Origin of the sequence: Herbidospora daliensis (genome assembly GCF_001570585.1) — a bacterium.
Taxonomy (GTDB): Bacteria; Actinomycetota; Actinomycetes; order Streptosporangiales; family Streptosporangiaceae; genus Herbidospora; species Herbidospora daliensis.
The window spans coordinates 491,306-505,157 of the sequence record NZ_BBXF01000001.1; the positions used below are offsets into that span (position 1 = coordinate 491,306).

4 protein-coding genes are annotated in these 13,852 nt (G+C 73.0%); 2 read left to right on the forward strand and 2 right to left on the reverse strand.

Translation table 11 applies throughout. The features are described 5' to 3' along the window. Window position 1 precedes the first annotated feature (1 nt). Window positions 2-1,351, forward strand: coding sequence for a condensation domain-containing protein (locus AW274_RS01845; protein ID WP_062428679.1), 1,350 nt, complete (start codon window positions 2-4; stop codon window positions 1,349-1,351). A gap of 163 nt (window positions 1,352-1,514) precedes the next feature. Further along, complete coding sequence (locus tag AW274_RS01850; protein ID WP_062428680.1) at window positions 1,515-2,135, forward strand: HNH endonuclease family protein; 621 nt, start codon at window positions 1,515-1,517, stop codon at window positions 2,133-2,135. On the opposite strand, the gene AW274_RS01855 is transcribed toward AW274_RS01850, so the two are convergent. Then, the gene (locus AW274_RS01855) at window positions 2,126-7,456 is read right to left on the reverse strand and encodes a non-ribosomal peptide synthetase/MFS transporter (protein WP_062428682.1); all 5,331 of its coding nucleotides are present in this window, start codon (window positions 7,454-7,456) and stop codon (window positions 2,126-2,128) included. The two genes, AW274_RS01850 and AW274_RS01855, sit on opposite strands and share 10 nt — an antisense overlap. After that, complete coding sequence (locus AW274_RS01860) at window positions 7,453-13,830, reverse strand: non-ribosomal peptide synthetase (protein WP_062428684.1); 6,378 nt, start codon at window positions 13,828-13,830, stop codon at window positions 7,453-7,455. The genes AW274_RS01855 and AW274_RS01860 overlap by 4 nt, the downstream gene beginning before the upstream one ends. Window positions 13,831-13,852: the final 22 nt, after the last annotated feature.

Genomic DNA, 13,852 nt, shown 5'->3' on the forward strand with positions numbered 1-13,852 from the left:
AGTGAGAGCACAGTTCGCGGGGGGACGCGAAGGCAGGGCGCGGCTGGCCTGGGGGCAGCGCGCCATCTGGGACGCCGTCCAGCAGGCCGGACCGGCCAACGCCCACTTCTTCAACATCGGCCGGCTGATCCCCTTCGCCCGGGGACGCGGCCCGTTCCCGCTCGACGACGTGGTCGCGGCCGTCGCCGCGCTGACCGTCCGGCACGAGGCCCTCAGGGCCCGCACCCACGTCGACGAGGACGGCGAGCCCTTCCAGGTGGTCCACGGCGCGGGCGCGCTGCCGATCCGGCTGGCCGAGTGCGCCGACGAGGAGGCCGACGAGGTCGCCGAGGTGCTGCTGGCCGACCTGGGCCGCACGGCGTTCGCGCCCGGCGACGAGTGGCCGTCGCGGTTCGGCCTGGTGGTCGTCGACGGCATGGTCCGGCACGTGGTGTTCGTGCTGTGCCACCTGGCCGCCGACGACTACGCCGCCGACCTGGTCGCCCGCGAGCTGCGCAACCTGCTGCTGCGCGGGAGCTTCCCCGTCCAGCCGTCGCAGCAGCTGCTCGACCTGGTGACCGAGGAGGAGTCGGGCGTCGGCCGCTACCGCTCGGAGGCCGCGCTGGCCCACTGGGAGAAGGGCTACCGGCGTATCCCGCCGGCCATGTTCCCCCAGGTGGTCGGCCCGCCGGCCGAGCCGCGCTGGAGCCGGGCGCTGCTGCGGTCGCACGCCCTGGAGGACGCGGTCGCGGTGGTGGCCACCCGCCATCACGTCAGCACCGCGACGGTGCTGATGACCGCGGTGACCGTGCTGCTCGGCCCGCTGCTGGGGCACGACGTCTGCGCGATCACCCCGATCGTGCACAACCGCTACCGGCCGGCCACCCGCAACCTGGTCGCCACCCTGACCCAGCTCGGCCTGTTCACGCTGCGGAGCGACCCCCTAGCGCCGCTGGCCAAGACCCTGGAGCAGTCCCACTCCGACGCGATGCGCTCCTACCGCCACGCCCAGTACGACCAGCGCGCCTGGGACGCGATGGTGGAGAAGGTGAGCGCCGACCGGGACGTGCGCGTCTACCCGTCGTGCTGCTTCAACGACGTGCGGCCGGTGGAGCAGCGCACGGCCGCGCAGGTGCCGACCGACGGCCCGTGCCCGGCCGAGGTGGAGTGGCTGCCGGGGGTGGCCCACTTCAACTGCGACTTCTGCTTCGTGGTCACCCGCCAGTCCGGGACCCTGGCGATCGGCCTGACGGCCGACACGTGCCGGTTCCCGCGCGACCGGATGGTGACGCTGATGCGCGGGGTCGAGGAGCTGATCGTCGAGTCGGCGTACCGGGACACCCGGCCGGTGGATCTGCGGGTGTTGCGGTGACGGCACGGCGGACGGGCGGTGAACTGGGGTTTATGTCCGACTTGTCCCCAGCGCGTATCCACGAAGACGGACCAGCCCGGTAGTCAAAGCCTGATATTTCACGATTTTGTCAGCGGTGTGAGCATCCTCCTTGACAAGGTTCACAACCCCTCAAGGAGTTCCCGTGCGGCGTGCCCTGTCCTTAGGCGTGGCCTCGATCGCCACCCTCGCCCTGCTCGCCACCCCCGCCTCCGCCACCCCTCCCGGCATCCCCTCCCACGCCACCGCCGTCAGCCAGCTCAACGCGCTGACCGTGGCGAACGAGGCCAACGCCGGCTCCTACAACCGGGACCTGTTCCCGCACTGGAGCACCGTCTCCGGGGCGTGCAACACCCGGGAGCAGGTGCTCAAGCGCGACGGCAGCGGCGTCGTCGTGAACTCCTCCTGCGCCGCGACCTCCGGCAGCTGGTACTCGCCGTACGACGGCGCCACCTGGAGCAACGCGGCCGACGTCGACATCGACCACATGGTGCCGCTGTCGGAGGCGTGGAAGTCCGGCGCGAACGCCTGGACCACCAGCCGCCGTGAGCAGTTCGCCAACGACCTGTCGAGCCCGCAGCTCTGGGCCGTGACCGACAACGTCAACCAGTCGAAGGGCGACAAGGACCCGGCGGCGTGGAAGCCGTCCAGGACCGCCTTCTACTGCACCTACGCCAAGTCGTGGATCGCCGTGAAGTACAAGTACTCACTGAAGCTCCAGTCGGCGGAGAAGACGGCCCTGAACTCGATGCTCGGCTACTGCTGACCCCTGACCGCGAGGGGGCCGGTCCGTCCGGCCCCCTTCAGCATCTCCTGGCCGATGAGGTCATCGGGGAGGGCGTCGGGCACCCGGTCGTCGAAGTACCAGAGCTGCCTGATGAACCGGGACACCAGCACGGCCGTCGCCATGACGAGCGCGAACAGGACGTACATCAGCGCGATCCCGCGGCCCTCGCCGGTGCCGATGACGAGCCCGACCGAGCCGGCCAGCAGGCCGCCCTCGACCATGAGGGGTTCCAGCAGGGCGGTGCCGTAGGGGGCGACCAAGCCGTAGCCGAGCGGCAGGGTGGAGAAGGCGATCACCTGGTTCAGCGCGAACACCCGGCCGTGGAACCGCTGCGGCACCTTGACCTGGATGATCGTGTTGTAGATGCCGTTCAGGACGGTCAGCGAGAAGAACATGCCGAACACCCCGGCCGCGATCACGACCAGGTTCTCCTGCGCCCCCACCACGACCGCGCCCGCCGACAGCGCCACCGTCGACCAGAGCTGACCCCGCAGGCGGCGCCGGCGCGGGCCGCCCCAGATGGTCATGAGCAGGCCGCCGACGAACACGCCCAGGCCGCCCGCGAAGGTGACCCGGCCGACGTCCTGGAGGTCGCCGAAGCTCAGCACCAGCGGCGAGACCAGCAGGAACAGCGGCGACATGAACAGGTTCACCACGGCGAAGAAGAGCAGCATGCTGCGGATGCCGCGGTTGCCCCAGGTGAACTTCAGGCCGTTGACCAGCTCGGTGAGCAGCGGCTCGCGCCGCCGCCAGCCCATCGTCTTGGGGAACCGGACGATCAGCACCGTGAGGATGGCGACCGTGTAGCTGACCACGTCGATGATCAGGATGCCGCCGAGCCCGACGACCGACATCAGCCCGGCCGCCGCCAGCGGCGGCACCAGGTTGGCCAGGCCGCCGACCATGCCCATGAGCCCGTTGGCGTGCCCGAGGAACCGTTTCGGCACGATCTGCGGCACCGCCGCCGCCCAGGCGACGCGCTGGAAGGTGAGCGCCAGCGAGAGCAGCACCAGCAGCGGGTAGACGTGCCAGACCATCAGGTTGCCGGTCCACACGAGCACGCCGAGCGCGAGCTGGGTGCCGCCCGCCGCGATGTCGCTGAACAGGATGACCCTGCGCCGGTCGAACCGGTCGACGACGGTGCCCGCGAGCGGCGCGGCGAGCATGCCGGGGACCAGCGCCAGCACCGAGAACAGCGCGAAGTTCACCAGCGAGCCGGTGGTCATGTAGATCCACAGCGGCAGCGCGAACTCGGTCAGCGCGGTCCCGGTGATGGAGACGAGCTGCCCGGCGGCCAGCGCGGCGAAGCGCTTCATGCCCGGCTTCGGCCCGACGTGGACGTCGGGGCGCGGCTCCCCGTCACCGGCGGCGCCGGCCGTCGACAGGCCCTCCAGCCACCAGGTCTCCTCGCCCGTCCGCCTGGTCAGGCTCTCGGACGAGCCCTCCTCGATGGCGCGGTGGGTGTGGGTGACGATGGTGGCCAGTTCCTCGTTGCGGTACTTCACGAAGTAGTGGGCGGCCTCGTCGAGCACCACGCAGGCGGTGGTGTCGGCCACGCAGTGCCATTCGCGGAACCGTTCCTGGTAGTACTCCATCGCGGGGTCGCGCTCCCCCACCACCGCGATGACCGGGGCCGACAGCGGCGGCAGCTCCTTCTCGAAGACCTCGGTGAAGTACGCCTCGGCCTCCCGGGTGCCCGACCTGCGGTTGGCCACGATGAGCTTGAGCTCCTCCTGGTCGAACTCGGCGACGTCCAGGCCGGCGGCGCTCAGGGCGTTGATGCGGCCCTGGTCGCCGCCCAGCTCCTCCAGCCACTGGCCGATCCGGGCGAAGGGGCCCTTCGGGCGGGCGAAGGGGAAGGCGCCGCCCAGGTAGACGGCCTCGGGGGCGCGTCCGGCGGCCTCCAGGTGGCGGGCCGCCTCGATGCTGATCATGCCGCCGAGGCCGCAGTGGCCGTACAGCACGATCGGGCCGGTGACCTTGGCGAGGATCTCGTCGGCGTACTCCTTGGCGACCTCGTCCATGGGGCGGGGCTGTTCGCCGAGTTCGTTGCCCGGTACGGCCAGGGAGTACAGGGCCCAGTCGTCGGGCAGCGCGTCGGCCAGCGGCTTGTAGATGATCGCGCTGCCGCCGCCGTAGGGGGCGCAGACGACCGTGGCGCGGGCCGGGCGCGACGGGGTGAGGCGGTGCAGCAGGCCGGCGGCCGCCTTCTCGGTCGACGGGTCGAGCAGCCGGGCCAGGTCGCGCACGGTCGGGTGCTTGAACAGGTCGAGCAGGGTGGCGACGTGCCCGGCCTTGCGCAGCCGGGCGACGACCTGCATGGCCAGCAGCGAGTGGCCGCCGAGGTCGAAGAAGTCGTCGGTGACGCTGACCCGCTCCAGGTTCAGCACGGCGGCCCAGATCCCGGCGACGAGATCCTCCAGTTCGGTCTCCGGGTCGGTGAACGCGCCGGTCGGCTCGGCCACCGCCGCCGGGTCGGGCAGCGCGGCCCGGTCGACCTTGCCGTGGGACTTCAGCGGGAGGCGGTCGAGCCAGACGTACCGGGCCGGGACCATGTAGTCGGGCAGGCGGTCCTTCAGCCAGGCGCGCAGCGCGGCGGTGTCGCCGACCCCGGCCAGGTAGGCCACCAGGCGCTGGTCGCGCAGTTCGACGACCGCCTGGGCGACGCCCTCGTAGGTGCCGAGCAGGGTCTCGATCTCGCCGAGTTCGACGCGGTAGCCGCGCACCTTGACCTGGAGGTCGCGGCGGCCGAGGAACTGGAGCTCGCCCGACTCCAGCCATCTCCCCAGGTCGCCGGTCTTGTAGAGGCGGGCGCCGGGAGGGCCGTACGGATCGGGGGTGAATTTCTCCGCGGTCAGCGCGGGGCGGCCGAGGTAGCCGCGGGCCAGCCGCGCGCCGCCGAGGCAGATCTCCCCGGGCATGCCGATGGGGACCGGCCGGCCGTCGGCGTCGAGCAGCCGCACGGTCGCGCCCGGCAGCGGCCTGCCGATGGGCAGCAGGCCCTTCTCGTCGCCGACCTCGTGGGTGGTCACGCCGACCGTGGCCTCGGTGGGGCCGTAGTGGTTGACGACCCGGACGTGCCGGGTCAGCCCGGCCGCCCACTCGGCCGGGGCCGCCTCGCCGCCCAGGATGAGCAACTTGCGCGGCAGCAGCTCCGCCGGGTCGGCCTCGGCGAGGAGGGCGGCCAGGTGGGAGGGCGTGATCTTGAGGTAGTCGGGCGGATAGAGCCGGAAATATCCCGCCAGGTCGGGGGCGGCGGTCTTCGGCGGCAGTAGGTGCAGGCAGCCGCCCGTCAGCAGCGACAGGTAGAAGACGGTGATGCCGAAGTCGAAGGCGAGCGACTGGAGCAGCGCGAACTCCGAGCCGGGCTCGACCGCGAACCGCTCGCGCACCCCGGCCAGGTAGACCAGCACCTCCCGGTGCTGCACCGCCACGCCCTTCGGCCGCCCGGTCGTCCCGGACGTGTAGATGACGTAGGCCAGGTCGTCGGGCGTGACCGAGGTCGCGGGCGCCTCGTCGGCTCCGCCGCCGTCGAGATAGATCCCGGTGACCCCGTCGGGCCGCAGCTCGGGGGTGGTCACCGCGACGGCGATCCCGGCGTCTTCGATCATGTACGCCATCCGCGCCGCCGGCAGCTCGGGGTCGACCGGCACATAGGCCGCCCCCGACTTCAGCACGCCCAGGATCGCCACCGCGATCTCGGCCGACTGCTCCAGGCAGACCGCGACCCGGTCGCCGGGGCGCACCCCGTGCTCGACGAGCCGCGCGGCCAGGTGGTTGGCCTGCCGGTCGAGCTCCCGGTAGGTGAGGGTGTCGTCGCCGAACACCACGGCCGGGGCGTCGGAGACCCGCACGGTGTGGTGCAGCAGCGTGGCGTCGAGAAGCCGCGGCTCGGCCGACTCGCCGAACGCCAGGGTCGCGGCCGCCTCGTGCGCGGGCACCAGGTCGAGCGTGGAGATCCGGGCCGACGGGTCGGCCGCGATCGAGCGCAGCAGCGTCCCGAACGACTCGGCCATCCGCCGCACGGTCGACGGCTTGAACAGGTCGGTGCAGTAGATGAACGAGGCGCCCATGCCGTCGAGGCCCTCGTACAGGTAGAGCGCCAGGTCGAACCGGGCGGCGGTCACGTCGGCGGAGAACCCGCCGACCCTGACGCCCTCGGCGCTGCCCGATCCGGTCTGGAAGTTCTGCAGCGCGAACATCACCTGGAAGATGGGCGTCCGGCTGACGTCGCGCTCGACGTTCAGCTCGTTGACGAGCTGGTCGAACGGGAGCTCCTGGTGGGAGAAGGCGTCGAGCGCGCCGTCCTTCACCCGGTCGAGCAGGTCGGTGAACGACGGGTCGCCGTCGAGGTCGGCCCGCATCGCCAGGGTGTTGACGAACATGCCGACCAGCCCGTCGAGCTCCGGCTGGCCGCGCCCGCTGACGGGGCTGCCGACGGCGAAGTCGTCCTGCCCCGACCAGCGGCCGAGCAGCACCTGCAACGCCGCCAGGAAGGTCATGTACGGCGTCGCCCCGCGCGCGTTCCCGAGCTCGGTCAGCGCGGCCACCAGTTCCCCGTCGAGCTGGAACTGGTGCTCGGCGCCGTTGGCGCTCTGCTCCGGCGGCCGGGGCAGGTCGGCGGGAAGGTCGAGCGGCGGCAGGTGGGCCAGCCGGTCGCGCCAGTAGTCGACGTCGGCCTGGAAGACCCGGCCGCGCTGCCAGAGGGCGTAGTCGCCGTACTGCACCGGCAGCGGCGGCAGCTCCTTCCCGGCGAGCAGGGTCAGGATGTCGCCCAGCAGCACGTCGCCCGACCAGCCGTCGGTGACGGCGTGGTGGGCGGCCAGCTGGAGCACGTGCTCGCGTTCGGAGACGTGCACGAGCGTGGCCCGCAGCAGCGGCCCCGTGGCCAGGTCGAACGGCCGGTTCAGGTCCTCTGAGATCAGCCGCCGGGCCTCCTCGGCGTCGGCGGCCTCACGCACGGTCAGGTCGACCGGGGTCTCGTCGTCGATGACGAGTTCCGGCAGGCCGTCGTCGGTGGTGGTGAACCGGGTGCGCAGCGTCTCGTGCCGGGCCGTCACCTGCGCCAGCGCGTCGCGCACGGCGTCGTCGGCGACCTCGCCCTCCAGCCAGGCCGAGAACGGGACGGTGTAGGCGGTGGTGCCGGGGCGGTACTGCTCCAGGAACCACAACCGCTCCTGCGCGTGCGACAGCGGCGGCACGACCCCCGGCTCGCGGGGGGCGATGACGGCCTTGGCGGTGCGGCGGCGCAGCCGCTGCTGGATGAGGGCCCGCTTGGCCGCCGAGAGATCCTGGGTCATGACTCCTCCAGCAGGGCGAGCGCCTCTTCGTCGGACAGGTCGCCGAGCTCGGCCAGCAGCAGGTCCTCGACCGCTTGGCCGAGGGTCTCGACGGTGGTGTGCGTGAACAGGGTGCGGATCGGCACCGAGACGCCGACCGTGCTCTCCAACCGGGCCGCGACCCGGATGGCGAGCAGCGAATGCCCGCCGAGCTGGAAGAAGTCGTCGAACGCGCCGATGCCCTCGACGCCCAGCAGTTCGCTCCACACGTCGGCGACCAGCGCCTCGGCGTCGGTGCGGGGCGCCACGAACGTCTCCTGCCGGAGCGGTTCGGGTTCGGGCAGCGCGAGCCGGTCGAGCTTGCCGTTCGGGGTCAGCGGCAGCGCGTCGAGCGGCACGAACACGTGGGGCACGTAACTGGCGGGCAGCCGCTCGATGAGCCGCTCCCGCAGGTGGTCGGTGCTCCCCACGACGTAGGCGACCAGCACGTCGCCCTTGACCGCCACGGCGGCCCTGGCGACGCCGTCGAGCGACTCCAGCGCCGACTCGACCTCGCCGAGCTCGATCCGGTGCCCGCGCAGCTTGACCTGGTCGTCGTTGCGGCCCAGGAACTCCAGCGTGCCGTCCCAGTTCCAGCGCACCAGGTCACCGGTGCGGTAGACGCCGCCGACGAACCGTTCGGCCGTCAGCTCGGGCCGCCGCAGATACCCGTCGGCCACCCCGAGCCCCCCGATGACGAGCTCACCCGGGGCCCTCGGCGGGACGGGGTTCAGCCCCGCGTCGACGACGGCCACGGTCGTGTTGCCGATCGGCCGCCCGATCGAGATCTCCCCCGGATCGTCGGGCACCTCCCACGCGGTCGACCAGATGGTGGTCTCGGTCGGCCCGTAGACGTTCACGAGCCGCCCGGTCCGGCCCTTCAGCTCCGCGGCCAGCCCGGCGGGCAGCGCCTCCCCGCCGACGAGCGCGGTGACACGGGGCAGCTCGCCCTCCAGCAGCACCCGCCACCCGGAGGGCGTGGCCTGGACGTGGGTCACCCCGCCCTCGGAGATCCGCCGCGCCAGCGCCGGCCCGTCGAGCGCGATGGCCGGATCGGCGACCACGATCCGCCCGCCGGTGACGAGCGGCAGGTAGAGCTCCAGCCCGGAGATGTCGAACGACAGCGAGGTCAACGCCAGCCAGACGTCATCGGGCGTGGACCCGAGCAGCTCCCGCATGGAGACGAGGAAGTTCAGCAAGGCCCGATGGGGAACCACCACCCCCTTCGGCTTCCCGGTCGAACCGGAGGTGTAGAGCACATAAGCGGGGTCTTCCAGCAGCGGCCCGGCGGTATGCCCGCCAAGGTTCGCGCCGCCCGATATTTCGTGACCCGGGGCCGAGGGGATGTCGCGCGTGCCGACATGCCCGCCATCGTTCGCGCCGCCCGAAATTTCGGGACTGTCCAGGCGGATGACGGGAAGAGCTCCGCTTCCCTTTGGTTCGCGGTCGGCGAGTATGGCTTTGGGTTGGGCGTCGGCCAGGACGAAGGCGATGCGGGCCTCCGGGTAGGCCGGGTCGAGGGGCAGGTAGGCCGCGCCCGCCTTCATGACCGCGAGCATGCCCGTCAACGCCCGTGCCGACCGCTCGGCGAGGATCGCGACCACGTCGCCGCGGCCGACACCGAGGGCCCTCAACTCGGCGGCCAGGGTGTCGGCGGCCATGAGGAGATCCCGGTAGGTGAGGTCGTCCACGGCCACGCGGTCGCTCGGGGTGATCAGGTCGAGCAGCGTGCCGGAGGGGAGCGGGAGGTCGGGGCCGGGGCCCCATTCGGCCAGGGCCGCGTCGTCCTCGGAGGTGCGCATGGTCAGGGCCGACAGCGGGGCGGTCGGGTCGGCGGCGATCTCGTAAAGGCAGGACAGGAAACGTTCGGCGAAGCGCTGGACCGTCGTGGTGTCGAGGATGGCCAGGTCGTAGTCGAAGACGAGGGTCAGGCCGCCGTCGACCGGCCAGACCGTCAGGGTCAGGTCGAAGGGGGTCTTGATGGCCCCGGCGTCGTAGGGCTCGTGGCGCAGCCCTCCGAAGGTCTCCGGGAGGTTGCCCTCCGAGGTGTGGCTGTGCAGGATCAGCATGGTCTGGAACAGGGCCGTCTGGCCGAGGTCGCGGCGCACGCCGAGCACCGACTTGATGCGTTCGACCGGCACGTCCTGGTGGGCCAGGGCGTCGACGAGGGTCGCCCACGTGCGGCGGAGCAGTTCGTCGAAGCCGGGGTCGCCGCTCAGGTCGGCCCGCAGGACCAGGGTGTGCGCAAGGTAGCCGATCACCGATTCGAGTTCGACGCGTTCGCGGGCGGCCGTCGGGGAGCCGACCGCGAAGTCGTGCTGGCCGGTGTGCCGTGACAACACCGCCTGGTAGGCGGCGAGCAGGACCATGAACAGCGTCGTGCCGCTGTCGCGGCCGATCGCCTCCAGGCGCGCGACCAGGTCGGCGGGGGCCGGCACGCTCAGCTCCCCGCCGATCCGCGCGCCGTCGAGGGGGCGCGGGCGGTCGAGGGGGAGTTCCAGGGCCGGTACGCCGGCCAGCCGCTCCTTCCAGTGCGCGAGCGCCGCCGCGCCCTCGTCGAGGGCCTCCCGCCGGAGTTGCCAGAGCGACACGTCGCCAGCCTGGACGGGCAGCGGGGGGAGGTCGGCGCCGTCGTACAGGGCGGCCAGCTCCGTGATCATCACGTTGACCGAGTAGCCGTCGGCGATGATGTGGTTCATCGCGACGCAGAGCACGTGGTCGTCGGGGCTGATCTGCACCAGCGTCGCCCTGACGGGGGGAGCCGCCGCCAGGTCGAACGGGGTGGTGACGAGTTCGGCGCAGAAGTCGGCGACGGCGTCCTCGGGCAGCGCGATCCACTCGATGGTTCCCCCGCCGGGCGGGTCGACGACCAGCGTCGGGCGGCCGTCGTCGGCGGGGAAGCGGGTGCGCAGCGACTCGTGCCGGTCGACCAGGGCGCGGTAGGCGTCGGCGAACCGGGCCAGGTCGAGGGGGCCGTGGAGGCGGCGGGCCAGGTACATGTTGCTGGAGGCGTCGCCGGGGGTGAAGTGGTCCATGAACCACAGGCGTTCCTGCGCCGCCGACAGCGGCACGGGGGTGCCGGGCTCGCGGGGTTCCAGCGGCACCACGCCGGGGTCGGCGCCGATGGCGGCGGCCAGCCCGGCGACGGTCGGGTGGGCGAACAGGGCCCGCACCGGGACCGGCACGCCGAACGCCTTCGACAACAACGCCGCCGCGCGGGGGGCCAGCAGCGACCGGCCGCCGAGGGCGAAGAAGTCGTCGTCGGCCCCGACGTCGCCGACGCCGACGACCTCGCCGAAGACGCGCGCGATGCGGCGTTCGGCGGGGGTCTCGGGCGCGCGGTGGGTGCGGGCGACCGGAACGGCCTCGACACGCGGCGGGGCCGCCAGTCCCTCGGCCCGCCAGGCCGCCCCGCCGAGGGTGACCCCGGGGAACAGCAGGCCGGACAGCGGCTCGTCGGGGCTCGCCACCACGGCCGCCAGCAGCGTGGTCAGCCGGGCGGCCAGCGCCTCGATCCGGCCCGCGTCGAACAGGGCCGAGTCGTAGGTGAGGTCGAGGGCGAGGGTGTCGCCGGAGCGCCAGGCGTCGACGGTGAGGTCGTAGCGGGCCGGGACGTGGTCGAGCGGGAACACCTCGCCGAGGCCGTCGGGCAGGGTGTCGAGGTTGAGCACGGTCTGGAACAGCGGCGCCTGCCCGAGGTCGCGGCCGAGGTCGAGTTCGGCGAGCAGCCGTTCGACCGGCACCTCCTCGTCGGCCATCGCGGCCAGCACGGTCGCCCGCGCCCGCGCGAGCAGCCCGGCGAACGTCGGGTCGCCCGAGAGGTCGGCGCGCAGCACCAGCGTGTTGCCGAGGCGGCCGAACACGGGCTCCAGCTCGACCCGGCCGCGCCCGCCGGTCGGCGCGCCGACGGCGAAGTCGTGCAGGCCGGTCTCCGCCGACAGCACCGCCTGGTAGGCGGCCAGCAGCACGGTGAACAGGGTGGTGCCCTGGCGCTGGGCGAGCGTTTCGAGCGGGGGGATCGGGAGCTCCGTACGTACCCGCGCGCCTCTTCTGGCCGCGACGGCGGGGCGGGGACGGTCGGCGGGCAGGTTGAGCACCGGCAGGTCGGCGAGCCGGTCGCGCCAGCGGGCCAGCGCGTCGGCCCCGAGCCCGGCCGCCTCCCGGCCGCGCTGCCAGGCCACCACGTCGCCGTGCTGGAGCAGCACCGGCTCACGGTCGTCGGCCAGGTCGTCGGCGAGGACGTCGAGCGACCACTCGTCGCCGGCGATGCCGTGGAAGACCACGCAGAGCACGTGCTCGCCGCCGAGCCGCACCAGCGCGGCCCGCACGGGCGGCGCGGCGGCCAGGTCGAACGGGGCGTTGACGCGCGCCGACAGCAGCGCCCTGGCCTCCTCCTCGGTCGCGGCGGTCAGCCGTTCGAGCGGCAGCGGGAACCGGTCCTCGACGACCGCGACCGGCCGCCCGTCGGCGTCGGGGAAGCGGGTGCGCAGCGCCTCGTGCCGGTCGACGGCCCTCTGGAGGGCGTGTTCGAGCGCATCGGGGTCGAGGGGGCCGCGCAGGCGGCGGGTCAGGTGGAGGTTCCACGAGGCGTCGCCGGGGTCGAAGCGGTGCAGGAACCAGAGCCGTTCCTGCGCGGGCGACAGCAGCACCGGCGACCCGGCGGGCCGGGGCTCCAGCGGCACCGACACGGTGTCGAGCCCGTCGAGCACCGCCGCCAGCGCCTCGACCGTGGGCGCGCCGAACAGCTCCCTGACGGGGATCTCCACCCCGAGCCGCCGCGTCAGCCGCGCGGTGACCTTGGTGGCCAGCAGGGAGTGCCCGCCGACCGCGAAGAAGTCGGCCTCCGCGCCGACCCGGTCGAGCCCGAGCACCTCGGCGAACGCCTCGGCGACGACCCGTTCGGTCGCGGTACGGGGCACGATCTCCCCCGCGCTCCGGGCGGGCGCCGGGAGGGCGAGCCGGTCGACCTTGCCGTTGGGGGTGAGCGGCAGCGCGTCGAGCGGGATCACGACCGACGGGATCATGTACGCGGGCAAACGCTCTCTCAGAGCGCTCAAAAGATCGCCGTGGTCGCCGACGACGTAGGCCACCAGCACCTCGCCGTGCACGGCCACCACGGCCTGGGCGACGCCGTCGAGCTCCTCCAGCACGGTCTCGATCTCGCCCAGCTCGATGCGGTGGCCGCGGAGCTTGACCTGGGTGTCGGCGCGGCCGAGGAAGTCGAGCCCGCCGTCGGCGCGGCGGCGGACCAGGTCGCCGGTCCGGTAGAGGCGCTCTCCCCCGGCGGTCGGCAGGAAGCGCTCGGCGGTCAGCGCGGGCCGGCCGAGGTAGCCGTCGGCGACGCCGAGCCCGCCGATGTAGAGCTCGCCCTCCTCCACCGGCCGCCCGTCGTCGTCGAGCACGTGGACGGTCGTGTTCAGGATCGGCGTGCCGATGCTGACGTGCGCGGGGTTCTTCGGCACCTCCCACGCGGTGGACCAGATGGTCGTCTCGGTCGGGCCGTAGACGTTCACCAGCCGGGCGCACCGGGCGGCCAGCCGCCGGGCCAGCCCGAGCGGCAGGGCCTCGCCGCCGACCAGGCCGGTGACGTTCCCGGCGAACCCGGCGTCGAGCAGCACCCGCCAGCCCGAGGGGGTCGCCTGGACGTGGGTGACGCCCTCGCGCTCGACGAGGTCGCGCAGGCGCGCGCCGTCGCGGGCGGTCTCGGCGTCGGCGACCACCATCCGGCCGCCGGTCACCAGGGGCAGGTAGAGCTCCAGGCCGGAGATGTCGAACGAGAGCGACGTGAGGGCCAGCCACACGTCGTCGGGCCCGGCGCCGAGGAGCTCGCGCATGCCGGTCAGGAAGTTGAGCAGGGCCCGGTGCGAGATGACGACGCCCTTGGGGCGGCCGGTCGAGCCGGAGGTGTAGAGGACGTAGGCGCGCGCGTCCCGGCGTCCGCCGACGTCACCGCTCGCGCCGTCGACGTCGATCACCGGCCCCCGGAAGCCGGGGAGGCTGTCGCGGAGATGCGGCCTGGTCAAGGCGGCCGCAGCCCCGGAGTCCTCCAGGATCATCGCGATCCGGGCGGCGGGGTAGCCCGGATCGAGGGGTAAGTAGGCCGCTCCGGCTTTCAGGACGCCGAGTAACGCGGCCACCATTTCAGCCGATCTGTCGACATAGAGGGCGACGAGGTCGCCCGGTCCGACTCCGGCGTCGGCGAGGCGGCGGGCCACGCCGCGGGCGGCGGCGTCGAGGTCGCCGTAGGTCAGCGTGCGGTCCCCGCACACCACCGCGACCCGGCCGGGCGACGCTTCTGCGTGGGCCTCGAAGAGGTCCAGGAAGGCCGGGACGTTCGTCAGGGTGGTTTCGATCATGCAGCCATCTCCCAGGGATGAA